The sequence below is a fragment of the Actinomadura geliboluensis genome, assembly GCF_043197915.1.
GTDB lineage: Bacteria > Actinomycetota > Actinomycetes > Streptosporangiales > Streptosporangiaceae > Spirillospora > Spirillospora geliboluensis.
In genome coordinates, this window is record NZ_JBICUA010000002.1 from 369,220 (window position 1) to 393,944 (window position 24,725).

22 protein-coding genes are annotated in these 24,725 nt (G+C 73.6%); 16 read left to right on the forward strand and 6 right to left on the reverse strand.

Annotated elements, in window-relative coordinates; genetic code table 11:
* The first annotated feature begins 77 nt into the window (after positions 1-77).
* On the forward strand, positions 78-1,310 hold the full coding sequence (locus tag ACGFI1_RS07280) for an MFS transporter (RefSeq protein WP_240808363.1): 1,233 nt from the start codon (positions 78-80) through the stop codon (positions 1,308-1,310).
* 43 nt (positions 1,311-1,353) lie between these two features.
* Here the strand turns inward: ACGFI1_RS07280 and ACGFI1_RS07285 are convergent, their stop codons facing one another.
* Positions 1,354-3,060, reverse strand: coding sequence for a dolichyl-phosphate-mannose--protein mannosyltransferase (locus ACGFI1_RS07285; RefSeq protein ID WP_386872817.1), 1,707 nt, complete (start codon positions 3,058-3,060; stop codon positions 1,354-1,356).
* Between the two features lie 72 nt (positions 3,061-3,132).
* Between ACGFI1_RS07285 and rsmI the strand changes: the two genes are divergently transcribed.
* Positions 3,133-3,978: a 16S rRNA (cytidine(1402)-2'-O)-methyltransferase gene (gene rsmI, locus ACGFI1_RS07290; protein ID WP_387069763.1), complete on the forward strand. Its 846-nt coding sequence runs from the start codon at positions 3,133-3,135 to the stop codon at positions 3,976-3,978.
* Between the two features lie 93 nt (positions 3,979-4,071).
* Positions 4,072-4,434 carry a hypothetical protein gene (locus ACGFI1_RS07295; protein WP_386872815.1) on the forward strand — a complete coding sequence of 121 codons (363 nt, stop codon included), beginning with the start codon at positions 4,072-4,074 and terminating at the stop codon, positions 4,432-4,434.
* Positions 4,435-4,483: 49 nt separating this feature from the next.
* Here the strand turns inward: ACGFI1_RS07295 and ACGFI1_RS07300 are convergent, their stop codons facing one another.
* Positions 4,484-5,923: a hypothetical protein gene (locus ACGFI1_RS07300; protein WP_387069759.1), complete on the reverse strand. Its 1,440-nt coding sequence runs from the start codon at positions 5,921-5,923 to the stop codon at positions 4,484-4,486.
* A 739-nt stretch (positions 5,924-6,662) separates the two neighbouring features.
* Here ACGFI1_RS07300 and ACGFI1_RS07305 point away from each other — a divergent pair.
* Both ACGFI1_RS07305 and ACGFI1_RS07310 read left to right on the forward strand, forming a co-directional pair.
* Entirely contained in the window at positions 6,663-8,054 is a 1,392-nt protein-coding gene (locus tag ACGFI1_RS07305) for a glycosyltransferase family 2 protein (RefSeq protein ID WP_392783927.1), read from the forward strand.
* Positions 8,055-8,193: 139 nt separating this feature from the next.
* Positions 8,194-10,017 carry a hypothetical protein gene (locus tag ACGFI1_RS07310; RefSeq protein WP_392783929.1) on the forward strand — a complete coding sequence of 608 codons (1,824 nt, stop codon included), beginning with the start codon at positions 8,194-8,196 and terminating at the stop codon, positions 10,015-10,017.
* A gap of 4 nt (positions 10,018-10,021) precedes the next feature.
* Here the strand turns inward: ACGFI1_RS07310 and ACGFI1_RS07315 are convergent, their stop codons facing one another.
* Positions 10,022-11,650, reverse strand: coding sequence for an ArnT family glycosyltransferase (locus ACGFI1_RS07315; protein WP_392783931.1), 1,629 nt, complete (start codon positions 11,648-11,650; stop codon positions 10,022-10,024).
* 97 nt (positions 11,651-11,747) lie between these two features.
* Here ACGFI1_RS07315 and metG point away from each other — a divergent pair, with 97 nt between their 5' ends.
* Complete coding sequence (gene metG, locus ACGFI1_RS07320) at positions 11,748-13,541, forward strand: methionine--tRNA ligase (protein WP_392783933.1); 1,794 nt, start codon at positions 11,748-11,750, stop codon at positions 13,539-13,541.
* Positions 13,538-14,362: a TatD family hydrolase gene (locus tag ACGFI1_RS07325; protein ID WP_392783935.1), complete on the forward strand. Its 825-nt coding sequence runs from the start codon at positions 13,538-13,540 to the stop codon at positions 14,360-14,362. Before metG ends, ACGFI1_RS07325 begins: the two co-directional genes overlap by 4 nt.
* A gap of 18 nt (positions 14,363-14,380) precedes the next feature.
* On the opposite strand, the gene ACGFI1_RS07330 is transcribed toward ACGFI1_RS07325, so the two are convergent.
* Positions 14,381-14,581, reverse strand: coding sequence for a hypothetical protein (locus tag ACGFI1_RS07330; RefSeq protein WP_392783937.1), 201 nt, complete (start codon positions 14,579-14,581; stop codon positions 14,381-14,383).
* 176 nt (positions 14,582-14,757) lie between these two features.
* Between ACGFI1_RS07330 and ACGFI1_RS07335 the strand changes: the two genes are divergently transcribed.
* From ACGFI1_RS07335 to ACGFI1_RS07370, 8 genes are all read left to right on the forward strand, one after another.
* Positions 14,758-15,603 (forward strand): transglycosylase family protein, encoded by an 846-nt coding sequence (locus ACGFI1_RS07335; RefSeq protein WP_386872801.1) that lies wholly within the window; start codon positions 14,758-14,760, stop codon positions 15,601-15,603.
* Positions 15,604-15,620: 17 nt separating this feature from the next.
* The gene (gene rsmA, locus ACGFI1_RS07340; RefSeq protein ID WP_392783939.1) at positions 15,621-16,502 is read left to right on the forward strand and encodes a 16S rRNA (adenine(1518)-N(6)/adenine(1519)-N(6))-dimethyltransferase RsmA; all 882 of its coding nucleotides are present in this window, start codon (positions 15,621-15,623) and stop codon (positions 16,500-16,502) included.
* A 103-nt stretch (positions 16,503-16,605) separates the two neighbouring features.
* Positions 16,606-17,703, forward strand: coding sequence for a hypothetical protein (locus ACGFI1_RS07345; protein ID WP_240808162.1), 1,098 nt, complete (start codon positions 16,606-16,608; stop codon positions 17,701-17,703).
* A 21-nt stretch (positions 17,704-17,724) separates the two neighbouring features.
* Positions 17,725-18,654 (forward strand): 4-(cytidine 5'-diphospho)-2-C-methyl-D-erythritol kinase, encoded by a 930-nt coding sequence (locus ACGFI1_RS07350; protein WP_392783941.1) that lies wholly within the window; start codon positions 17,725-17,727, stop codon positions 18,652-18,654.
* Positions 18,655-18,785: 131 nt separating this feature from the next.
* Positions 18,786-18,962 (forward strand): hypothetical protein, encoded by a 177-nt coding sequence (locus ACGFI1_RS07355; RefSeq protein ID WP_171069224.1) that lies wholly within the window; start codon positions 18,786-18,788, stop codon positions 18,960-18,962.
* A gap of 60 nt (positions 18,963-19,022) precedes the next feature.
* Positions 19,023-19,286, forward strand: coding sequence for a hypothetical protein (locus ACGFI1_RS07360; protein ID WP_392783943.1), 264 nt, complete (start codon positions 19,023-19,025; stop codon positions 19,284-19,286).
* A gap of 42 nt (positions 19,287-19,328) precedes the next feature.
* Positions 19,329-21,104 (forward strand): ABC-F family ATP-binding cassette domain-containing protein, encoded by a 1,776-nt coding sequence (locus ACGFI1_RS07365; RefSeq protein ID WP_392783945.1) that lies wholly within the window; start codon positions 19,329-19,331, stop codon positions 21,102-21,104.
* Between the two features lie 49 nt (positions 21,105-21,153).
* The gene (locus tag ACGFI1_RS07370; protein WP_387069747.1) at positions 21,154-22,269 is read left to right on the forward strand and encodes an amidase; all 1,116 of its coding nucleotides are present in this window, start codon (positions 21,154-21,156) and stop codon (positions 22,267-22,269) included.
* Between the two features lie 26 nt (positions 22,270-22,295).
* Here ACGFI1_RS07370 and ACGFI1_RS07375 read toward each other — a convergent pair whose 3' ends face one another.
* A complete protein-coding gene (locus ACGFI1_RS07375; protein ID WP_138638934.1) occupies positions 22,296-22,787 on the reverse strand; it encodes a MarR family winged helix-turn-helix transcriptional regulator in 492 nt (163 codons plus the stop codon).
* Between the two features lie 72 nt (positions 22,788-22,859).
* The gene (locus tag ACGFI1_RS07380; protein WP_392783949.1) at positions 22,860-23,678 is read right to left on the reverse strand and encodes a patatin-like phospholipase family protein; all 819 of its coding nucleotides are present in this window, start codon (positions 23,676-23,678) and stop codon (positions 22,860-22,862) included.
* A gap of 131 nt (positions 23,679-23,809) precedes the next feature.
* On the opposite strand from ACGFI1_RS07380, the gene ACGFI1_RS07385 reads away from it, so the two are divergent.
* Positions 23,810-24,604 (forward strand): trans-aconitate 2-methyltransferase, encoded by a 795-nt coding sequence (locus tag ACGFI1_RS07385; RefSeq protein WP_364552420.1) that lies wholly within the window; start codon positions 23,810-23,812, stop codon positions 24,602-24,604.
* Positions 24,605-24,725 lie beyond the last annotated feature (121 nt).

Here is a 24,725-nt window from a genome sequence, read left to right on the forward strand (position 1 = left end):
TGTGCGGACATTGGGACGAAAACAGACTAGAGCCGAGGGCCCCGGAAGTGGTACGTATGACGGGTTCAGTAATACGTATGACGAGAGTGCGTACGACGGGGATCTCCGGGGGCCATCGAATGCGCGGCTATGTCGTCTTCCTGCGGAGGCCGTACGCGGCGCGGCTGCTCGGCGGGACCCTGCTCGGCCGGCTGCCCAACGGGATGGGCATGCTCGCGGTCGTGCTGCACGTCCGCGCGGACGACGGCGGCTACCCGCTCGCCGGGACGCTCGCCGCGCTGTTCGGCCTCGCCACCGCCGCCGGCCAGCCCGTCCTCGGCCGCGTCATGGACCGCTACGGCCAGCCGCCCGTGCTGGTCCCCGCCGCCTGCGCCGCCGCGGCCGGATTCGTTCTCCTCGCCCTCGTCGGCGCCCACCCGCTGCCGGTCGCCGTCGCCGCCGTCGTCCTCGCCGGGTTCGCCACCCCGCCGCTGGAGGCCGGGCTGCGCGCCCTCTGGCCGGACGTCCTGGACGGCCAGGAGCAGGTCGACGCCGCCTACGCGCTCGACGCCGCCGCCCAGGAGATCCTCTTCACCGTCGGGCCGCTGCTCGTCGTCGCGGCGGCGGCGCTGAACACCGAGGCCGCGCTGGTGCTCACCGGCGCGCTCGGCATCGCCGGGACGCTCGTCGTCGCGCTGTCCGGGCCGTCCCGCCGGTGGCGGAGCGCGCCGCGCGCCGCCGACTGGGCCGGGCCGCTGCGCTCCCCGGGCCTGCGGGTGCTGCTGCTGTCGCTCGGCTTCGCCGGGATCGCGCTCGGCGTCTACGCCGTCGCCGTCGTCGCCTACGCCGAGGAGCAGGGCAGCGACATCGCCTCCGGGCTGCTGCTGGCGTGCATGGCGGGCGGCGCCCTCGCCGGCGGGATCGGCTACGGCGCCCGGCCGTGGCCGGGCGAGCCGCACCGCCGGCTGCGCTGGCTGCTCGCCGCGCTCGCCGCCGGGTACGTCCCGCTCGTCCTCGCGCCGTCCCTGCCGGTCATGTCGGTGCTGGCGTTCGTGTCCGGCGTCTCCCTCGCCCCCGTGCTGGCGTGCAGCTTCGCGCTCGTCGACCGGCTCGCGCCCGCCGGGACCGTCACCGAGGCGTTCGCCTGGGTCGTCGCCGCGATCGGCGCGGGCGGGTCGCTCGGCTCGTTCGTCGCCGGCGTCGGGCAGGACGCGGCGGGCGTCCCCGGCGCGTTCGCGGGCGCCGGCGTGGGCGGCGCGCTCGCGCTGGCCCTCTTCCTGGTCGGCGGCCGGACCCTGCGCCCCGGCCGCAGCGCGGCCGTCACCGCCTAGCCGTACTGCCTGGTGAGATTGGGGACGCCGGCGGGACCGGGGGTCACACCCAGGACTGGAACCAGATCCGCTCGTGCCAGTCGTCGTAGGGAAGGGTCTGCGCCGACAGGATCGGGTGGAAGTACGCGAAGTTCGCCAGCACCACCAGCAGGAACGCCCCCGCGGCGGCGGCGCCGACCAGCCTCCGCACCCCCGGCCCCTGGGCCGGGACGGGCGCGTACGCCCCGCTCTCCCCGTAGGCGCCGTCCTCGTAGGCGTCGTCCCCGTAGGGCCCGGCGGGGACGTCGGGCACGGAGCCGCCGGACTCCCAGGGACGGGCCGCGTGCGCGCCCGCCGCCCAGGCCGGCGCCGGGCCGATCAGGTAGCCGAGCACCAGCACCACCGCCAGCACCATGAACGGGATCAGCGGCGTCGCGTAGAACAGGAACATCGTCCGGTCCGCGAACGCCGACGGGAACCAGGTCGCCCAGCCCGCGAGGAAGCCCAGCAGGATCGCGCCGGCCCGCCAGTCCCGCAGGATCAGCCAGAGGAACGCGACGACGACCAGCGCGACCAGCGCGCCCCACCACAGCGCGGGCGTGCCGATCCCGAGGATCTCCCGCGAGCAGCGCGCCGCGCCGCAACCGCCCTTCGGCTCTGTGTAGAAGAACGCGACCGGGCGGCGCAGGATCGGCCAGTCCCAGGGCCACGACTGGTACGGGTGCTTGGCGTGCAGCCCCGTGTGGAAGCCGAGGATCTGCGAGTGGTAGTCCCACAGCTTCGGCATCGCCTCGAACGGCCGCCACAGCACACTTCCGGACGCGTCGCCGCGGCCCCAGCCGCCCGGCTTGAAGATCCACCCCGACCAGGTCGCCAGGTAGGTCACCAGGCCCACCACGACGAGCTGCACGAACGCGGGGACGGCCTCCAGCAGCAGCGTCCCGGTGAACGGGGCGCGCACCCCGGCCGCGCGGCGGGCGCCGTAGTCCCACAGGACGACCATCAGCCCGAACGCGGCCACGTAGAAGACGCCCGTCCACTTGGTGGCGCAGGCCAGGCCGAGGCAGATCCCGGCGGCCCACCGCCATCCGTGCGCGAGGAACGGGCCGTACACCGAGATCTCGCCGCGGCCGATCCGGTCGGCGAGGACGCGGCGGGACCGGTCCCGGTCGTTCACCAGGCACGCGAACCCGGCGAGGACCCAGAACATCACGAAGACGTCCAGCAGCGCGGCCCGGCTGGTCACGAACGCGAGCCCGTCCAGCGCGAGCAGCAGCCCGGCGGCGCAGCCGAGCAGCGTCGAACCCGTCATCCGGCGGGCGACCCGGCACAGGATCAGCACCGACAGCGTCCCGACCAGCGCGGGCATGAACCGCCAGCCGAACGGCGTCGCGCCGAACATCCACTCGCCGATGGCGATCATCCACTTGCCGAACGGCGGATGGGCGACGAACGCCGGCCCGTTCGCCCAGATGTGCGCGTCCGGGTCGGCGATCAGCATCTTGTCGGCGTTCTCGACGGTGTTGTGCTCCCAGCCGAACTTCAGCAGGGCGAGCGCGTCCTTGGCGTAGTACGTCTCGTCGAAGACCACCGCCTTCGGCGAGCCCAGCCCGTCGAACCGCAGGAACCCGGCGAGCGCCGTCACCAGCAGCGGGCCCAGCCAGGACAGCAGCGCGCTGCCCGGGATCGCGGGCGCGAGCCAGTCCCGCAGCGGGGACGTCCGGCGCCCGGACGCGGTGGCAGGAGCGGGGGCCGTATCCGTCGTCGCCATCCCGTCATCGTACGGGCGGCCCCGCCCCGCACGGCCCCTCCGTGCGCGCCGGGGGCGCGGTCGGGTGGGACAATGATCCGCGTGACCGGGACCTTGCTGCTGGCGGCGGCGCCCATCGGGCGGGCCGAGGACGCGTCGGCGCGGCTGCGCGCGGCGCTCGCGGCCGCGCCGGTGATCGCGGCCGAGGACACCCGGCGGCTGCGCCGGCTGGTGGCCGACCTCGGGGTGCGGACCGCCGGCCGCGTCGTGTCCTACAACGACCTGAACGAGCGGACGCGGGCCGAGAGCCTGGTCGAGGAGCTGCTGGCCGGGCGGGACGTGCTGGTGATCACCGACGCGGGCATGCCGGGGGTGTCCGACCCCGGCTACCGGCTGGTGCGCGCGGCCGTCGCCGCGGAGGTGCCGGTCTCGGTGCTGCCCGGGCCGTCCGCCGTCACGACCGCGCTGGCGGTGTCGGGGCTGCCCACCGACCGGTTCTGCTTCGAGGGCTTCCCGCCCCGCAAGCCGGGCGAGCGGGCCCGCCGGTTCGGCGCCCTGGCGGACGAGCCCCGCACGATGGTCTTCTTCGAGTCGCCCCGCCGGCTGGCCGACACCCTCGGCGCGATGGCCGAGTCGTTCGGCGCCGACCGTCCCGCCGCGGTCTGCCGCGAGCTGACCAAGACCTACGAGGAGGTCCGGCGCGGGACGCTCGGCGAGCTGGCCGGCTGGGCCGCCGGCGGGGTGCTCGGCGAGATTACGCTGGTGGTCGGGGGCGCGCCGGAGCCGTCCGGGCTGCGCGAACCGGCCGAGCTGGCCGCGGCCGTCGCCGCCCGCGAGGAGGCCGGGACGCCCCGCAAGCAGGCGATCGCGGAGGTCGCGAAGGAGAACGGCGCCCCGAAGCGCGTGGTTTACGACGCCGTTGTGAAGTCCAGGGCGTAGGCGCGGCATCAGACCGGTCCAACCGGTTCTTTCTGGGAATAACCCCTATCGGTGGCCGCACGGCGGGCGCACTATGGGCACGTTGGGGCCACCATGGAACTGGGACGCGGTCAGCGGGACGCGCCCGAGACGGTCTCCGAGGGGGTGAGTGCCGTGCTGGACACATGGACGAGCCACGAAGTATGGGTCTTGGAGTGCCTCAACTGCACGACGACCTGGAACGAGGAGTTCGAGGTCCGCCACGCGGGCGACGGGCACGGCAACGAGGCCGTCATCTACGAGCGCGGCGGGCAGCCCTGCACGACGCCCTGGACGGACCGCACCTGCCCGAAGTGCGGCAGCCAGAACGTCAAGGCGCTGTCGGCGATGCGCGGCAAGGAGGGCGAGCTCCCGCAGACCCGCGCGGGCAGCGACGTGGCGATGGTCTTCCACCTGCGCCGCATGCACGCCTGGTAGCGGATCCCGGCCGTCACCCGGGCGCGGGGCGCCCGGGTGAGGGCCGGGTTCACTTCGCGGCGACCTCGGGGACCTTGGTCTCGATCTCCGGCGCGTCCGCCGCCGGCGCGGCCGCCGCGGCGGGCCCGCGCCGCAGCCGGCGCCCCCACCCGGCGACGGTCACGCGGACGTCGGGTGCGAACGCCGCCCCGGCGGCGAGCGCCGCCAGCGGGACGGCGGGCAGCACGTACCGGTAGTCGAACTCGGCGGTCGCGGCCGGGGCGAGCAGCAGCCCGGTCGCGAGCGTCCACGGCAGCAGCGCCGCGCCGCCGAACCGCCGCCACAGCGGGACCAGCCCGGCCAGGCCGAGCAGCAGCACGCCGCCGAGCATCGTGCCGCGCAGGTAGAAGACGTCCTGGTAGCCGCGGGCGATGCCGGCGAACGGCTCCACCACCTGCGTCCGGGCGTTGCCGCGCTCGTACGCCTTGGCCTCCTGGGAGGCGACGCCGCCGCCCGGCATGTGCCAGTCCGGCAGCGGGCGGCTGGTCTTCTCGAACTCGTACTGCGAGTAGGTGGCCGGGTCGGGGAAGACCGTCCGGTCCCACCGGAAGACGCGGAAGAAGTCGTGCGCGACGACCTTCAGGTAGTCGCCGGGCTGCGCGATGATCGCCCGCTTGGCGAAGTCGTTGCCGAGCGCGTTGTTCTCGGGGCTGAACCGGGTGCCGGTGTAGCGGTTGAGCGGGGACTGGGCGTTCCAGATGCCGTCCTGGGAGTTGGGCAGCCGGTTCGCGGGCTCGGTGCACAGCGGGTACTCGCGGACCGGCAGGTCCTTCATCTGGTGGCAGTCGGCGAACTTGTAGACCCGCGCGTACAGGAAGATCCCGTTGCTCTCGGTGATCGCGAACTTGCCGCCGTCGACCTTGTACCAGCCCATGTAGGCGACCACGGGCAGCATGCACGCGGCGAGCGTGACGGCGATCGGCTTCCAGCCGGCCCGCCGGATCAGCAGGAAGACCAGTACGCCGAGCAGCACCGGCATGCCGACCGAGCGGGTCAGCCACGCCATCCCGACGATCAGCCCGACCGCCGCGGCGATCTTCCAGGACGGGCGGTCCCGCCACAGCAGCAGCGTGACCGCGCTCACGACCAGGAAGGTGAACAGCGTGTCCGACAGGACGAGGTGCTCCAGCTGGAGCTGGTAGGCGTCCAGCAGGACCGGTGCGGCGGCGAGCGCCGCGCCCCAGCCGGGCAGCCCGAACCGGCGCCGCAGCAGCGCGTAGATCATCACGCCCATGCCCAGGCCCATCAGGTGCTGGAGCCCGGCGATGAGCGCGAAGCTGTGCAGCGGCTTGAGGATCCAGAGCAGGAAGGCGTAGCCGTCGGGACGCAGCGGATGCGGATAGGGGTCGGTCGCGACGTGCAGGTAGTCGAAGCTGTCGTTGAAGTACATGACCGGCTGGTAGCCGAGCATCGCGATGAGCCGGAGCAGTGCCGCTGTGGCAATGATCACACTGAATGCCGGATGCCGGCGCGCCAGCGCCCACAGCCCGCGCGCGCGTCGCTTACCACCCGAAAGCGGTGCGTCTCCGGAGGTTCCGTCAATCGGCGGTGCATCTCCGGTCTTTTTTCCGGCGGCGGCGCGGCCCTTCTTCCGGCCTGTCCGGGTGGGGGATTCGGGGGCGTCCGCAATGGCTTTGCCAGAATTTCCCGCCGTGCTCGCGCCGCCGGGCGTGTCGGCCCCGGCACCGCTCTTCCCTGCGGTCTTCCCGGTCGTTCCGGTGGTGGTGCCCGCAGCGGTGTCACCGGCCTCGGTGACCGCTCCGACCTCGGCGGACGCCTCCGCATCGCCGTCCACGGCGGCATCGGACGCGGTGTCAAGCCCTGTCTCCAGCGCGGTGCCCCGCGGCGCTTCCCCCGCCACTGCCGCACCTCCCCTTCGCTGTCCGGCCCCCGGTCCGGTGGCACTGCTCTCTCCGCCGACACTGCGTTCCACGGCCCGCGTCACAGCAGACCCACCCTTTCCGGGCCGCCGTGCCCGTATGCTTGACGTCCTAGCCTGCCGCCCGCGACCGTGGCGGAGAGGGTCTTTCGGTTGCAAGTGCGCAACACGATACGGGTGCTCTTGACGAGAGCGGCCATCATTACCCGTCCTCGGCAGGCATCATGAACGACGACGGGCCGCCCCGCGGAACAACTGAGATTAGTGGAAAACACCGCAGACGGTCACCAGGGGTAACGAAGGAGATCGCGTGGAACTCTCCGTAGTGATGCCATGTCTGAACGAGGCCGAAACGGTCGAGACCTGCGTCCGCAAGACCATCGGCTTCTTCGAGGACAAGGGCATCGACGGCGAGGTGGTCATCGCCGACAACGGCAGCACGGACGGCAGCCAGCAGCTCGCCAGGGACGCCGGCGCCCGCGTCGTGCCGGTGATCGACAAGGGCTACGGCAACGCCCTCATGGGCGGGATCCGGGCCGCGCGCGGCAAGTACGTCGCGATGGGCGACGCCGACGACTCCTACGACTTCACCACCCTCGGCCCGTTCCTGGACGAGCTGCGCGACGGCGCCGACCTCGTCATGGGCAACCGGTTCAAGGGCGGCATCGCCGACGGCGCCATGCCGCCGCTGCACCGCTACCTCGGCAACCCGGTGCTGAGCTTCATCGGCCGGCTGTTCTTCGGCAGCAAGATCGGCGACTTCCACTGCGGGCTGCGCGCCTTCGAGAAGGACGCCATCATGCGGCTCGGCCTGCAGACCGGCGGCATGGAGTTCGCCAGCGAGATGGTCGTCAAGGCGACCCTGCAGGGCTACGACATCCGCGAGGTGCCGACCACGCTGTCGCCCGACGGCCGCACCCGGGCCCCGCACCTCAACACCTGGCGTGACGGATGGCGCCATCTGCGCTTCCTCCTCCTCTACAGCCCCCGCTGGTTGTTCCTCATCCCCGGTTTGGTCTTCATGACTCTCGGCCTCGTCGCCGGGATCGCGCTGTCGACCGGTCCGGTGACCGTCGGGGAGATCGCCTTCGACGTCGACACGCTGGTCGGCGCGTCCGCCGCGCTGGTGATCGGCTTCCAGGCGGTGCTGTTCGCGCTGCTCACGAAGGTCTACGCGATGCAGGAGGGATTCCTCCCGCACGACCGCCGGGTGCAGAAGATCATCGACTGGTGGAGCCTGGAGCGCGGCCTGCTGATCGGCGGGCTGCTCGCGGTCGCCGGTCTCGCCGGCCTCGTCGCGTCGCTGCTGCACTGGCGGGTCAACAGCTTCGGCGAGCTCGACCCGCGGCACTCGCTGCGCATCGTCGTGCCCGCCGCGACCGCGCTGGTGATGAGCTTCCAGGCCATCTTCGCCTCGCTGTTCGTCAGCATCCTCGGCATCCGCCGCCGCCAGCACCCGCCGCTCACCGACCCGGCCGAGGAGGCCGCGGGCGTCGTGGACGCCGCCGCGCACAAGGCCAAGCGCGCCGCCGAGAAGGCGGAGCAGGCCGAAAAGGCTGAGAAGGCCGAGCAGGCGGAGAAGGCGGAGAAGGCGGAGAAGGCGGAGGAGAAGGCCGCGGACAAGGCCGAGGAGAAGGTCGCCGCGGGCTCGGCGGAGGCCGCGAAGGAGACCGACGGCGAGGGCGGCACGGCCGAGCGCTGACGGGTGCGGCGGGCGCCGGCGGGCGCTCAGCAGAGAACTCGCTGAGCGTTTCCGGGCCGGAGACCGGTGCGCCGCCCGCACTGTGACAGGCTTGACCTGCGATGGATCTTCGTTCACCGACTGCCCCCGCCGCGGCCCGATGAGCACCCGCCCCCCGGCGGGCGCCGGCACCGCCTCCCGCACCGCCGCGCGGCCCCCGGCCGCCCCGGAGGAGTCCCGCGCCGCGCCGTCCCCGGCGGGCCGCCGCCGCTGGGCCTGGCTGTTCCTGCTGGGCTGGGGCGCGCAGGTCGCGCTGCGGCTGTGGCTCGGCTCCGGTCAGACGGTCCCGGTCGCGACGCCGGACGAGTCCGGCTACCTGTTCGCCGCCCGCGTCCTCACCGGCGGCCCCGGCGCCGACATGTCGTTCGGGACGGTCTACCGCGGCGGCTACCCGCTGCTGCTGACCCCCGCGATCTGGCTCGGCACCGGCCCGGTCGGCGTCTACCGGACCGCCCTCGTCATCAACGCGCTGCTCAGCGCGCTGATGCTGCCGCTGGCCTACCTGCTGCTGCGCCGCCTCCAGGTGCGGCCCCGCTGGTCGTACGTGTTCGCGCACGTCACCGCGCTGCTGCCGTGCGTGCTGTTCTACTCCGAGTTCGTCCTCACGGACGCGATCCTGCCGGTGCTGTTCGCCGGCTGGCTGCTGCTCGCCCACGCCTGGCTGGCCGCGGCCCCGCGGCGGCTCGGCGACCCCGCCTCGCGCCGCCCCCTGCTGTACGGGACGGGCGCGTCCCTCATCGTCGCCTACGCCGTCACCTGCCACACGCGCGGCGCGATCCTGCTGGGCGTGCACGCGGCGCTGATCCTGGCCGTGCCGGTGTTCCGGTGGCGGTCGTGGCGGAACGCGTCCGCCGCCGGCCTCGTCCTCGCCGCCGCGACGGGCGCCGGGATGCTGCTGAACCGCTCGCTGCTGCCGCACATGTACCCCTACGGCGACAACGACCTCGGCGGCAACGTGGTGCGGCGCCTCACCACCGCCGACGGCTGGGGCTGGATGCTGTCGCTCGGCACCGGCCAGGTCTGGTACCAGGCCGTCGCGACCGGCGGCATCGCCGCGGTGGGCCTGATCGCGGCGGTGTACGCCGTGGCCCGGCCGCCGCGCGCGCTGCCGGGTTCGCCCGGCCGGACGCGCGCGCTGGCCCTCGCCGTCCTCGGGATCGTGGCGGGCATCGCGGTCGCGACGTCGGCGGCGCTGCCCGTCGAGTACCGCATCGGCAACTACGTCTACGGCCGCTATCTGGCGTCCATCACCCCGGTGCTGTTCGTGGCCGGGGTCGCGGTGCTGCTGCGAGCCCCGGCCAAGGCGCTGCTGGGGGCCGCGTCGGCGGCGGCAGCGCTGGCCGTAGCCGCGGCGTGCGTCGTCCAGTGGTACGCGGGCGACCTGCTCAGCCAGTACACCTTCACGTCCTACGACTTCCCGGAGACGTCCCTGCTCACCTGGGACTGGACGTCGTTCCGGCTCTGGCACGCCACCGTGGCGGGCCTCGTCCTGCTGGCGCTGTCGGTGGCGGCCGTGCGGCTGCGCCGGCACGGCCCGCCGCTGCTCGCGGGGCTGCTTGCCCTCGTCGCGGTCGCCATGTGCGCCACCGCCACCGACCGCATCGCGCAGCCGCTGGTGCGCGCCGAGACCGCGCACACCGACCTGCGCGACCGCGTCGACCTGCGCGCGCAGCGGTCCGTCGCCGTCGACTGGAACGTCCCGTGGACGATCCGGCTGTCGCAGTTCTACTGGGCGTGGTGGAGCGACGGCATCGTCTTCAACGCCCGCGACGTCGCCCCGCCGCAGAACGTCGACATGGTCGTGCTGGCGTGGCCGAAGGACGTCCCCGCCACCGCGTCCTGGCCGAAGGGCGCCCCGCCCGGCTGGCACGTCGCCGACAGCCGCCGCACCGTCCAGGGCGACTGGGTCGCCTGGACCCGCTGACCCCTTACGGGGAAGGAGCCCGCGCCGGGGGATCCCACAGCTGCAGGACGCCGTCGGAGGAGCGCCACATCAGCGTCCAGCCCTGGGCGGGGTCGGGGCGCCAGCCGCCGCCGATCTGCGACTCCATGCCGCGCCAGCGCGTGTAGAGCATCGGGCCCTCCATCGCGTTGCGCGGCACCGGCATGTAGTGCGGGAAGTCGCGGATCTCGCCGCGCCAGACCGGGTCGCCCCACATGTCGCGGGTGTAGAACGTCAGGGTCTGCGCGAGCCGCCGGTCGGCGCAGATCAGCGTGATGTCGCGGTGGCCGGCGAGGTAGCCGCGCAGCTCGCTCCACGCCCTGTCGCGCGCCAGGTCGGGGACGGCGCGGACGGCGGCGACCGCGTATGTCCCGCCCAGCGCGACCGCGAGGACCGGTACGACCACCGTCGTCAGCCGCAGCCGGGCGACCCACTGCCGGGGCAGCATCCGGAACATCAGGATCAGCGACCCGAACCCGCCGGCGAGCAGCGCGGGCAGCACCGCGAACCAGTACCGCTGGAGCCACGCCCGCAGCTTGATGTCGTCGGGGTCGAGGACGCCGGCGCACAGCGTCAGCGGGATCGCCAGCGTCAGGAACCACACCAGGACGAGCGCGAGGCGCCGGTCGCGGGTGACGGCCCAGCCGACGATCGTCAGGGCGAGCGCGACGGTGAAGACGAGGCCGAGCGGGTTCCAGTCGTGCATCGCGCGCAGGAACGAGCGGGCGGCGAGCTCGCGGGTCACGTAGTCGCGGGACTGGCCGCCGTGCTCGGCCGCCGACATCAGCCCCGCGAGCGGGCTGCCCCACACGAGCTGGTTGTGCGCGAAGTTGAGCAGCAGGATCGCGAGCATCGGCGCGCCGACCGTGATGTTGCGCCGCCACGGGATGCGCAGCAGCGCCAGGTAGGCGGGGATCGCGAGGAACAGGAACGCGAGGAACTCGCGGACGAGGAACGAGGTGCCGAGCAGCACCCCGGCGGCCAGCAGCATCCGGGTCTGCGCCCGCCCGGTGCGGCGGCTCGCGACGACGAGGCCCGCCATCCCGATCGCGAACAGCCCGGCGCCCGGCATGTCCGGCAGCATCACCCCGGTCGACCAGGTGATCTCGTGGCCGAACGGGTTCGTCATCGTGAAGAACGGGTGGACCAGCAGGACCAGCGCGGACGCGACGCCCGCCACGTCCCCGAACAGGGACCGGACGACCAGGTACGTCCCGGTGAAGAACGCGATCCCGCCGAGCGCCGCGATCGTGAAGTAGGCGGCCTGCCCCGGGCCGAGGACCTCCTGGACGAGCCGCGCCGGCAGCACCAGGCCGATCCGGGTGACCTGGTGGGGGACCTCGTCGAACGGCCACTGGGTGAGCGGGATGTCGGGCCAGTCGCGGGCGGCGAGCCACACGTAGTACGGGTCGAAGTACAGCGGCGGCGTCATGGTGACCCACTGGGCGAGCACCGCGGACGCCGAGACCAGCAGGGACAGCCACACCACCCGCCGGGTGCGGCGCAGCCGGGCGAGCAGCCGCGCGGCGGGGCCGCGGGACGGCGCGTCCGGCGCGTCCGGTGCGGGGTCGCTCCGGGACCGGCCGACGGCCTCCTCGGACGTGGTCTGGGCCATGCCTGGGGTCCCCCGCCTCCGCTGATCAACCTGCCCCGGAACCCGGACCAGGTTACTCGCGTGCCGGGGCCCCCGTGACGCGACTACCCTTGATTGCATGTCCTCGTCAAGCCGTCACATCTTGACCGCGCCCGCCTGGCCGTACGCCAACGGGCCCCGTCACATCGGGCACGTCTCCGGATTCGCGCTGCCCGCCGACATGTTCAGCCGCTACCAGCGGATGGCGGGCAACAAGGTCCTGATGGTCAGCGGCACCGACGAGCACGGCACGCCGATCCAGGTCCAGGCCGACAAGGAGGGCGTGACCGCCCGCGAGCTGGCCGACCGGTACAGTTCCGTGATCGCCGAGGACCTGCACGGCCTCGGCATGACCTACGACCTGTTCACCCGGACGACGACGCTGAACCACTACGCGGTCGTCCAGGAGGTCTTCAAGGGCCTGTACGACAACGGCTACATCTTCCCGACCAAGACGATGGGCGCGATCTCGCCGTCCACCGGCCGCACCCTCCCGGACCGCTACATCGAGGGCACCTGCCCGATCTGCGGGTACGACGGCGCGCGCGGCGACCAGTGCGACAACTGCGGCAACCAGCTCGACCCGATCGACCTGATCAACCCGGTGTCGCGGATCAACGGCGAGACGCCGAAGTTCGTGGAGACCGAGCACTTCATGCTCGACCTGCCCGCGTTCACCGAGGTCCTCGGCCGGTACCTGCGCGGCAAGCAGGGGCAGTGGCGGCCGAACGTGCTGAAGTTCGCGCTGAACCTGCTGGACGACATGCAGCCGCGCGCGATCAGCCGCGACCTCGACTGGGGCGTGCCGATCCCGCTGGACGGCTGGCGCGACAACCCGGCGAAGAAGCTGTACGTGTGGTTCGACGCGGTCGTCGGCTACTTCTCCGCGTCGGTGGAGTGGGCGCGGCGGTCCGGCGACCCGGAGGCGTGGCGCGCCTGGTGGCAGGACCCGGAGGCCCTGTCCTATTACTTCATGGGCAAGGACAACATCGTCTTCCACGCCGAGATCTGGCCGGCGATGCTGCTCGGCTACAGCGGCCGGGGCGACAAGGGCGGCACGCCGGGCTCGCTCGGCGCGCTGAACGTCCCGACCGAGGTCGTGTCGTCGGAGTTCCTGACGATGGAGGGCAAGAAGTTCTCCTCGTCCCGCAACGTCGTCATCTACGTGAAGGACTTCCTGGAGCGCTACGACGTCGACGCGCTGCGCTACTACGTCGCGGTCGCGGGGCCCGAGAACCAGGACACCGACTTCACCTGGGCCGAGTTCGTCCGCCGCAACAACGACGAGCTGGTCGCCGCGTGGGGCAACCTCGTCAACCGGTCGGTGAACATGGCGGCGAAGAACTTCGGCGCGATCCCGGACGCGGGCGACCTCACCGACGCCGACCGGGCGCTGCTGGAGCGCAGCCGCAACGCGTTCGGGGCGGTCGGCGCCGAACTCGGCCGGTCCCGGTTCAAGAGCTCGATCACCGAGGCGCTGGACGTCGTCCGCGACGCCAACAAGTACCTGTCGGACCAGGCGCCCTGGAAGCTGAAGGACGACCCCGAGCGGGTCAAGTCGATCCTGCACACCGCGCTCCAGGTGGTCGACGACGCCAAGACGCTGCTGACGCCGTTCCTGCCGACCTCCTCGCAGAAGGTCTACGAGATGCTCGGCGGCGAGGGCGTGTGGAGCGGCATGCCGCGGCTGGAGACCGTGTCGGAGGACGGCGGCCCCGACTACCGCGTCCTCACCGGCGACTACGCGACCGAGGCGCGCTGGGAGTCCGTCCCGATCAAGCCGGGCGTGCCGCTGGCCAAGCCGACGCCGCTGTTCAAGAAGCTGGACGCGTCCGTCGTGGACGAGGAACTCGCCAGGCTGGAGAACACGTGACCCGAGACGGGGACGGGCAGGCCGCCCGGTCCTACCCGCCGCTGCCCGAGCGCCTGCCCGTGGACGTCTTCGACAGCCACTGCCATCTCGACGTCGTCCAGACGCCGGTGGACGAGCAGCTGAAGTCGGCGAGGGCCGCGGGCGTCACGCGCATCGTCACGATCGGCTGCGACCTGCCGTCGTCCCGGTTCGCGGTGGACACCGCGGCCGAGTTCGACGACGTGTACGCGGCGGTCGCGATGCACCCGAACGAGACGACGGGGATCTCCGACGCCGTCCTGGAGGACATCGCGCGGCTGGCCGCGCACCCGAAGGTCCGCGCGATCGGCGAGACCGGCCTGGACTACTACCGCGACTGGGCGCCGAAGGACGACCAGCACCGGTCGTTCCGCGGCCATGTCGAGATCGCGAAGCGGACCGGGAAGGCACTGGTCATCCACGACCGGGACGCGCACGACGACGTCCTCGCGATCCTGGAGGAGGAGGGCGCGCCGGAGAGGGTGGTGTTCCACTGCTTCTCCGGCGACGCGGCGATGGCGGAGGTCTGCGCCGAGCGCGGCTACGTGATGAGCTTCGCCGGGAACGTCACGTTCAAGAACGCCGAGCCGCTGCGCGAGGCGCTGCGGGCGGCGCCGCTCGACCTGCTGCTGGTGGAGACCGACGCGCCGTTCCTCACTCCGATCCCGCACCGGGGCAAGCCGAACGCCTCGTACCTGATCCCGCACACCGTCCGGGCGATGGCCGAGGCCAAGGGCGTGGACGTGGCGGAGCTGTGCGCGGCGATCGCCGCGAACGGGGAGCGGGTCTTCGGCCCCTGGTGACCCTGGACGGGGCGGGTCTCAGTCGCCGAGGCGGTGCTGCAGGAAGGCGATGACGAGGCTCGCGTCCCGCAGCAGGGGAGTGGCGGACGGTTCCACGCGCACCACCCAGGACCGTCCGCGGCACGCCGCGGTGGCGTCCAGCAGCCGGTAGGCGTGCGGGTGCCTGGCCCTACGGGTCCAGGAGCACGCCGAGGAACCACACTGGCGCCGCCAGACCATGATCGGCAATTTTAGTGGGATTGGAACGGATTCTTGCGGCACCGCCTCCAAGAGGGGATGTAGCCCGCGGATGTGGCGTGTGAGGGCGATGAGGTGGCGGAGAACGTCCGCGTGCCTCTAATCTCTGGCCATCGAGCGGGCGCCCCCGAGCCCGGCCCCCCTGGAGGAAACCCCCCGTGCTTCGGAACACAGCGCTTCGGAACACAGTGCTGCGCGCCACCCCGCGCCGTACGCCCCTGCTCCCCGCAGCCTCCGTCGTCGTGGCGGCGGCGCTGCTGGCCTCGGCGTGCGGCGGCGGCGAGACGGCCGCGCCGAAGAGCACCGCCCCGGTCGCGGACGCGCCCAAGGCCGACGCGCCCGCGCCGCGCAAGATCGTCGTGCTGGTCGACGGCAAGCCGACCGAGACGATGACGACCGGCACCACCGTCCAGCAGGTGCTGGAGCAGGCGAAGATCGCGCTCGGCCCGCACGACCTGGTCGAGCCAGCCGCCGACCAGCCGCCCGGCGAGAAGATCACGATCATGCGGCTGCTGTCGGCGCCGAAGCTCAAGGTCGTCCGGACGCCGGCCAAGACGATCCGCAAGAACAGCTCGTCGGTGCCGCCGTGGAGCGAGAAGGTGCTGCGCGAGGGCAAGGACGGCATCAAGATCGTGAAGTGGGCGTACGTCCGGCGCAAGGGCAAGAAGGTGCCGAAGGTCCTCGCGCAGAAGGTGAAGCGGGAGCCGGTCACGCGGATCCTCGCGGTCGGCCCGAAGTCGGCCGGCACCGGGTCGGCGGCGCGGCTGAACTGGGCGGGGCTCGCCAAGTGCGAGTCGGGCGGCAACCCCAAGGCGGTGAACCCGGCCGGGTACTACGGCCTCTACCAGTTCTCCATGCAGACCTGGACGTCCGTCGGCGGCTCGGGCAAGCCGTCGGACGCCAGCGCGGGCGAGCAGACCTACCGGGCGCAGATGCTCTACAACAAGGTGAACGGCCGCTGGCAGGGCCAATGGCCCAACTGCGGCAAGTTCCTGTTCTCCTGAGCTGAAACAATCGGCGGATGGGGGAGACACGGGGGCTGCTCGGGCCGGCGGACGTGCGGGAGCTGGCGGCGCGGCTCGGCATCAGGCCGACGAAGACGCTCGGGCAGAACTTCGTCATCGACGCCAACACGGTCCGGCGCATCGTCCGGACCGCGGGGCTGTCCGCCGACGACGTCGTCGTCGAGGTCGGGCCGGGGCTGGGGTCGCTCACGCTCGCGCTGCTGCCGGCGGCGCGGCGCGTCGTCGCGGTGGAGATCGACCCGGTGCTCGCCGCGGAGCTGCCCGCCACGGTCGCGGCGCGCGAACCGGGCCTCGCGGAGCGGCTGGAGGTCGTGCGGGCCGACGCGATGAAGATCACAGAGGTGCCGGGGCCGGCGCCGACGGCGCTCGTCGCGAACCTGCCCTACAACGTCGCCGTCCCGGTCGTGCTGAACCTGCTGGCCTCGCTGCCGTCGCTGCGGTCCGCGCTGGTCATGGTGCAGGCCGAGGTCGCCGACCGGATGGTCGCGGCGCCCGGCGGCAAGATCTACGGCGTCCCGTCGGTGAAGCTCGCCTGGTACGGGCAGGCGCGCCGCGCCGGGGCGGTGGGGCGGGCGGTGTTCTGGCCCGCGCCGAACGTCGACTCCGGGCTCGTCGCGTTCACCCGCCGCGACCCGCCGCCGACCGCGGCGTCCCGCGAGGAGGTGTTCGCCGTGGTCGACGCGGCGTTCGCGCAGCGCCGCAAGACGCTGCGCGCGGCCCTCGCCGGGTGGGCGGGCTCGGCCGCCGCCGCCGAGGAGGCGCTGCGCGCCGCGGGCGTGGACCCCAGGTCCCGGGGCGAAGCTCTGGACGTGGCCGCCTTCGCCCGCATTGCCGAGTATGGTCCTTTCCGCCGGGGAGATCGGTCCCCAGCCCCCTAGAGGCGGGCATCTCCCTCGGGGGCGGTCCCCGCACGGGGCGGCACAACACCAGCACGAGCCGGAGGTCGATGTGAAGGCGCGTTCGCGGACGGCGCGGACCAGAGTGCCCTTCGGGGGGTCGAGACTGCCCCTCGTCGGGACGGCGCTGCTCGCGACCGCGGTCGTGGTCGCGACGGTGGCGGCCGGCTGCGGGGACGGCGCGGACGCGGTACCGAAGATCACGACGACGGCGCGGGCCGGCGTCGCGCCCGTCCCGCCGCAGGAGGGCGCCTACTTCGGCGCGTGGGTGCCGCCGGAGGGCACCGGGCTGGCGACGTCCGGGCCGAAGCCGTCCGCGTCCGGGACGCCCTCCGAGACGCCGTCGGGGTCGCCGTCGGCCAAGGACGCCGGGAAGCCGGGCATGGCGCCCGTCGCGGGCTTCGAGCAGCGGCTCGGCCGGCAGCTCGACATCGTGCAGAGCTACCGGGGCTGGAAGAGCGACTTCCCCGGCGACCTGGAGAAGTCCGTCGCGGACGGCAACCGGTACCTCCTGCTGACCTGGGGCGGCGCCGACACCCGGGAGATCGTCAAAGGCGAGCACGACGACCTGATCGCGCGCCGCGCCCGCGCCGTCAAGGCGCTCGGCAAGCCGGTGTTCCTGCGCTGGTCCCGCGACATGGACAAGGGGTCGCTGAACAAGCGCGTCCACTCCCCGGCGGACTTCATCGCCGCCTGGAAGCACCTGCGGGAGATCTTCAAGCGGGAGAAGGTCGACAACGTCGCCTGGGTCTGGTGCCCCACCGCGCGCGGGTTCGGCGGGGGCGCCGGCGGCTACTACCCGGGCGACGACCAGGTCGACTGGATCTGCGCCGACGCCGACGCGACCGGCGGCTACGACTACCGCGACCTGTCCGAGGTCATGAAGATGTTCCTGGAGTGGGCCCGCAAGCGGCAGAAGCCCATCATGGTCGCCGAGTTCGGGGTGCCGAAGTCCTACGGCACGCGCCGCGCCGAATGGCTCCGGGAGGCCGCCAAGACCCTGCAGGACCCGCAGGTCAAGGCCGTCGTGTACTTCAACTCCAACGAGGAGGCGCAGGACGCCCGCGACACGCGCCGCGCCTACGCGGTCACCGGGGACGCGCACGCGATGTCCGCGCTCAGGGAGCTGGCGACGGCGCCCTACTTCAATCCCCGCAACCTCCCCGTCATCAGCGGGGGCTAGCGGTCCCGTAGGGTTTCGCAAGTGAGCGCAGTGACGGTACGCGTGCCCGCCAAGGTCAACCTCCAGCTCGGCGTGGGGCCGCTTCGCGAGGACGGGTACCACGACCTCGTCAACGTGTTCCACGCCGTGTCCCTGTTCGACGAGGTGACGGCGCGGCCCGCGGAGCGGCTGGAGATCCGGGTCGAGGCCGCGCCGTACTCGCGGGTGGAGATCGGCGGCGTCCCGACCGACGACGACAACCTCGCCGCCAAGGCCGCCCGCGCCGTCGCGGCCAGACTCGGCGCCGAACCCCGGGTCGCGCTGCGGATCCGCAAGGCGATCCCCGTCGCGGGCGGGATGGCGGGCGGCAGCGCCGACGCCGCCGCCGCGCTGGTCGCCTGCGCCCGGCTCTGGGACGACCGGGAGCGGCCCTCCCTGTCCCGCGACGACCTGATGGAGATCGGCGCGGAGCTCGGCAGCGACGTGCCGTTCGCCGTCCTCGGCGGCACCGCCGTCGGCACCGGGCGCGGCGAGCACCTCACCCCCGCCCTCACCCGCGGCGTGTTCCACTGGGTGTTCGCCACCGCCGACGGCGGCCTGTCCACGCCCGCCGTCTACGGCGAGTGCGACCGGCTCCGCCTGGAGGAGGGCCGGCCGCCGGCGCGGCCGGAGGTGTCGGAGGCGCTGATGACCGCGCTCGCCACCGGCGACGCCAAGGCCCTCGGCGCCGCGCTGACCAACGACCTGCAGCCCGCCGCGCTGTCGCTGCGTCCGTCGCTGCGCCGCACCGTCGACGCCGGCCGCGACCTCGGCGCGATCGGCGCGCTGGTCTCCGGGTCCGGCCCGACCTGCGCGTTCCTCGCCGAGACCGACGAGGACGCCGCCGACCTCGCGGGCGCGCTGGACGGCGCGGGCGTCGCCGCGCAGGTCGTCCGGGCGTCAGGCCCGGTACCGGGCGCGACCGTGCTCTGACGTGCCGCCGCGTTGTCAGGGCGCCAATTAGGTGCGCTCGGCACACAAGCGAACCACCCGCGGGCGACGGACGTCCTACTCTCCGTGACAGCGATTCACTCCCGCACCGATCCCTCCGGCGAGGTGGAGCGATGACGATTCTGTCCGGGCTGCTCGGTCTGGTCGCGCTCGCCATGATGGTGGCGCTCGTCGTGCTGGCCGTGCGCCGCGACCGTGACATACGCCACAACGCCCCGGGCGCGGTGATGCCGAACGCTACTGTGCAGGGGCATGCCGGGGACCGGTCCGTGCCCCCGGCCGTCCGCTGAGAGCGCGGCAGCCGGGAAAGGGCGACGACGGTGGCGCGTATTGGAGGAGGTTTGGGCTTCTTGTCCCTCATCGTGCTGCTGTTCGTCTTCGTGCTGCTGATCGTCGGGGTCGTGCTCGTCATCGTGGCCGCGAGCCGCAGGTCCCGCGGCGCCGGAGCCCCTCGCGGATACGTCCCGCCGGGGTACGGCCCGCCGGGACAGGGCCAGCAGCCGTACGGCCAGCAGGGATACGGGCAGCAGGGATACGGCCAGCAGGGATACCCGCCACCGCCCCCCGACCCGCAGGGGCAGCAGTCGCCGCCCGGGCAGCCGCCGGGCGCCTGACCGTCCGAGCGGTACGGCGGGGGCAATAGGGTTGACGGTGCCGTGAATCTGATCAACCTTGAGAACGTCGCCAAGGCCTACGGGCCCCAGCCGCTGCTCGACGCCGTGTCCCTCGGCCTGGACGAGGGCGACCGCGTCGGCGTCGTCGGCCGCAACGGCGGCGGCAAGAGCACCCTTGTGGCCGTCCTCGCCCGCGAGACCGAACCCGACGCCGGGCGCGTCACCCACGCGCGCGGCCTGCGGCTCGGCTACCTGACCCAGCGGGACGCGTTCGCCGAGGGCGCCACCGTCCGGTCCGTGGTGCTGGGCGACCGCGCCGAGCACGAGTGGGCGGGCGACGTCCGCGCCCGCGACGTCCTCGCCGGGCTGCTCGCCGACCTCGACCTGGACGCCCCGCTCGACGGCATGTCCGGCGGCGAGCGCCGCCGCGTCGCGCTGGCCCGGCTCCTCGTCCCCGAGTCCGACCTGCTGATCCTGGACGAGCCGACCAACCACCTCGACATCGAGGCGATCGACTGGCTCGCCCGGCACCTCAAGGCGCGCAAGGTCGCGCTGCTCGTCGTCACCCACGACCGCTGGTTCCTCGACGAGGTCACCGACCGGACGTGGGAGGTCGTCGACGGCCGCGTCGAGCGCTACGAGGGCGGCTACTCCGCCTACGTCCTCGCCAAGGCCGAGCGCTCCCGGATCGCCGCCGCCACCGAGGCCAAGCGGCAGAACCTGCTCCGCAAGGAGCTGGCGTGGCTGCGCCGCGGCCCGCAGGCCCGCACGTCCAAGCCCAAGTTCCGGGTCGACGCCGCGCAGGCCCTCATCGCCGACGAGCCGCCGCTGCGCGACTCCGTCGAGCTGACCCGGTTCGCGACCGCGCGGCTCGGCAAGACCGTCTACGACATCGAGGACGCCACCGTCGAGGTCGGCGGCCGGGAGCTGTTCACCCGGATGACCTGGCGGCTCGGCCCCGGCGACCGGGTCGGCCTCGTCGGCGTCAACGGCAGCGGCAAGAGCACCCTGCTGCGCCTCCTCGACGGGGCCGTCCGGCCGGTGTCGGGCGAGGTGGTGCAGGGCAAGACCGTCCAGCTCGCGCACCTGTCGCAGAACCTGGAGGAGCTCGACCCGGCCCGGCGCGTCCTGGAGTCGGTCGAGGAGATCCGGCGCCGCATCACCGTCGGCAAGCGCGACTGGACGGCGAGCCAGCTCCTGGAACGGCTCGGCTTCTCCGGCGACCGGCAGTGGACCCCGGTCGGCGACCTGTCGGGCGGCGAGCGCCGCCGCCTCCAGCTGCTCCGGCTGCTGATGGGCGAACCCAACGTCCTGCTGCTGGACGAGCCCACCAACGACCTCGACATCGAGACCCTCACCGAGGTCGAGGACCTCCTCGACGGCTGGCCGGGCACCCTCGTCGTCGTCAGCCACGACCGGTACTTCCTGGAGCGCATCACCGACCACGTCGTCGCGCTGCTCGGCGACGGCCGCGTGTCGATGCTGCCCGGCGGCGTCGACGAGTACCTCGAACGCCGCGCCGCCGGGACCGCGCCCAAGCCGGGCGCCCCGAAGACGGGCGCCGCCCCCGCCGCCGACGGGCCGGCGCCGCCCAAGCCCAAGGGCGGGCAGGACTGGAAGGCCCGCAAGGAGCTCGACCGGCTCGAACGCCGCCTGGAGAAGCTCGCCGCGCAGGAGGGCGAGCTCCACGAGCAGCTCGCCGCGCACGCCACCGACTACGCCAAGCTCCAGGAGCTGGACGGCCGGCTCCGCGAGATCCAGGCCGAGGCCGCCCGGGTCGAGGAGGAGTGGCTCATGCTCGCCGAGGATCTCGACTAGCAGGACGGCCGCGGTGCGCGCACCGCCCCGGACCGGGCATCATCCCTCAATGACGACTTGGATCATCAAGACGGACGCGCCGGGCGACGGCCCCCGGCTCGCCGTCAAGGACGCCATCGACGTGGCCGGCCTGCCCACCACGGCGGGCTGCCGGGCCATCGCCGAGCGCGCCGAGCCCGCCGCCGCGGACGCGCCCGTCGTCGCCTCCGCCCGCGCCCAGGGCGCCCGCATCGCCGGCAAGGCCAACCTGAACGAGCTGTGCATGGCCGCCGACGGCGTCAACCCGTGGTCCGGCATGCCGGTGAACCCGCTCGACCCGTCCCGGGTGCCGGGCGGCTCGTCCAGCGGCTCCGCCGTTGCCGTCGCCACCGGCGAGGCCGACGTCGCGTTCGGCACCGACACGTCCGGGTCGATCCGCATCCCCGCCGCCTGCTGCGGCATCGCCGGGCTGAAGACCACGCACGGGCGGGTGTCCCTCGAAGGAGTGCACCCGCTGTCGGAGACCCTCGACGTCGTCGGCCCGATGGGACGCGACGTCGCCGCCGTCGTCCTCGGCATGGGCCTCATCGAACCCGGGTTCACGCCCGTCCCGTACGACGCGTCCCTGCCGGTCGCGCGGCTGCGGGTCCCCGGCGTGGACCCCGCGATCGACGCCGCCGTGGACGACGCGCTCCGCCGCCTCGGCCCCGTCACCGACGTCACGTCCGCCCACTACGAGGAGGCCGCCACCGTCAACGGCGTGATCGTCAGCGCGGAGGGCTGGCGGCACAACGGCCGCCTGCTCGACGACCCGTCGAAGCTGAGCGGCCGCATCTACCGCCGCATCCAGCAGATGGGGGACGTGGCGGAGGCCGGGCTGCTCGACTGGGCCCTCGGCGCCCGCAAGGAGCTGCGGGCCGAGCTGGACGCGATCCTCGCCCGGCACGCCGCGATCGCGCTGCCCGTGCTGACCTGCGTCGCCCCCGAACCCGGCGAGGCCGACGAGTCCGACCTGGAGCTGACCACGCTGACCGGCCAGGTCAACGTCGCCGGGCTGCCCGCGTTCGCGCTGCCCGTCCCGCTCCCGGGGTCGCACCTGCCCGCGTCCGTCCAGCTCATCGGACCCGCGGGCGGCGAGGAGCGGCTCTGCGGCCTGGCCGCCGCGCTGGAGGCCGCGCTGGCCTGACCTCCCGGGCTGGCCTGGCCCTCGGCCTAGTCGCGGTCGAAGGGGACCAGCAGGGTGCGGAGCAGGCCGGCCAGCACGTCCCGCTGCTCGGGGCTGAGGCCCTCCAGGATCGCCTGCTCCCGGTCCAGCAGATCGGCGAACGCCGCGTCGACGCGCGTCAGGCCCGCCTCGGTGAGGCGGACCTGCACGCCGCGCTTGTCCTGCGGGTCGGGGTGCCGCTCGACCAGCCCCGCCGCCGCCAGCCGGTCGATGCGGTTCGTCATGGTGCCGGACGTCACCAGCGTCGCGCGCAGCAGCCGCCCCGGGCTCAGCTGGTAGGGCGCGCCCGCCCGGCGCAGCGCGGTGAGGACGTCGAACTCCCACGACTCCAGGTCGTGCGCGACGAACACCGCCCGCCGGGCCCGGTCGAGGTGCCGGGCCAGCCGGGACACGCGGCTGAGGACCTGCAGCGGCCGCACGTCCAGGTCCGGGCGCTCGGCCCGCCACGCCTCGACCAGCTCGTCGACCTCATCGCGCATCCCGCCACACTACCTGTCTCGATATCGAGACACACTCCCTGATTCCCCGGAATCCGATCGCCCGGAACCCGATCACCCAGGCAGCGGGTCGGCGGCCGCCGCCACCGCGCCGCCGATCGCGCGCGCCGCCTCCGGTGCCTGCCGGCGGCCCTCCCGGTAGGCCGGCGTCCAGCGGGAGAAGTCGCCGACGTTCCCGCCGAACACCTCCAGCGACCGCTCGTCCGGGACGATCCGGACGTCCGCCCCGGCGCCGTCCGACAGGTGGGGGAGCGGCTCGACCAGGACGACCGTCCCGGCGCCCGCGGCCAGCCCCGCGTTCGACCCGCCGCCGAACGCGCCGTCGAAGTAGAGCCGCCGGCCGATCGGCACCGGCGCGGCGAAGCCCGGCGCGGCGCTGCTCGCCGCGACCGCCGCCGACAGCGGGACACCGCTCGCCGCGTCCCACACCACCGGCTCGCCGGACGCGGCGTCCACCCCGGTGATCAGCAGCCGTCCGGGCGGCCACTCGTCCGTCCCGACCAGGAACCGCATGCTCTTCCGGTGCTCGCGCGCGGGCAGCGCCGCCGCGCCCAGCGCGAGCCGTCCGATCCGGCGCCGCGCCTCGTCCGGCGCCAGGTCCGGGTCGGCGGTCAGCTCGAACACCCGCGTCATCGCCGTCAGGTCCGCCGGCGGGCGCGGCCCGTCCCGGGGCGGCAGCTCCGCCAGCTCCGCCGGATCCCGTCCGGCGGCGATCGCGGCGCCCGCGATCGCGCCCGCGGACGTCCCGACGATCAGGTCCGCGTCCGCCGGATCGGTGCCCGCCTCGCGCAGCCCGGCCGCGAGGCCGAGCAGCCACGCGGTTCCGACCGGGCCGCCGGGGCCGAGGACCAGGGCCCATTCGCTCGAAGTCATGGCCGAGAGCCTAGGAACGCCGGGGCGCCGCGTGCCATCGGCCGCTCGTCCTAGGTCCGGCGGCCCGGCCGTCCGCGACACGCCGGAAGGACTCTTGACATCAAGATATGGGCCGGGCATGCTCTGTCTTGATGTCGAGAGAAACCGCTGCCGTGTGGGATCCCGTCCAGTACGGGATCTTCGGCGACGAGCGCGCCCGGCCGTTCGCCGAGCTCGTCGCCCGCCTCGGCGGCGCCGCGCCCGCCCGCGTCACCGACCTCGGCTGCGGCAGCGGCGAGCTCACCGCCACCCTCGCCGCCCGCTGGCCCGGCGCCCGCATCGACGCCCTCGACAGCTCGCCCGACATGATCGCCGCCGCCCGCGCGCACGAGATCCCCGGCAGGCTCGCCTTCCGCGTCGCCGACCTCGCCGCCTGGCGCCCCGAGCGGCCCGTCGACCTGATCGTCTCCAACGCCGCCCTGCACTGGGTCCCCGAGCACCCCGACCTGCTGCCCCGGTGGGCCGACGCCCTCGCCCCCGGCGGGCGCCTCGCCTTCCAGGTCCCCGGCAACTTCGACGCGCCCAGCCACGTGCTGCTGCGCGAACTCGGCCGCTCCGACCGGTGGCGCGCCAAGCTCGGGCACCTCCAGCACGACGCGCCCGTCCTCGACCCGGCCGGGTACCTCGACCTCCTCACCCGCCACGGCTGCTCGGTCGACGCCTGGGAGACCACCTACGCGCAGGTGCTGCACGGCGACGACCCCGTCCTCGAATGGGTCAAGGGCAGCGCGCTGCGGCCCGTCCTCGCCGCGCTCGACCCCGGCGAGGCCGCCGAGTTCCTCGCCGACTACGCGGCACGGCTCCGCCGCGCCTACCCCGCGGCCCCCTACGGCACCGTGTTCCCGTTCCGGAGGATCTTCGTGATCGCCACCCGGAACACCACCTAGACGGGATGCCGCCCCGCCGCCGAGGGAAGCGACTCGTTCCCCTGCGGTGCTCGACTCGGACGGAAGGGCGGCGTCCGTAGCTCCCGGACTCGCGACCCGAGCCCGGCGACCCCTGGCCGGT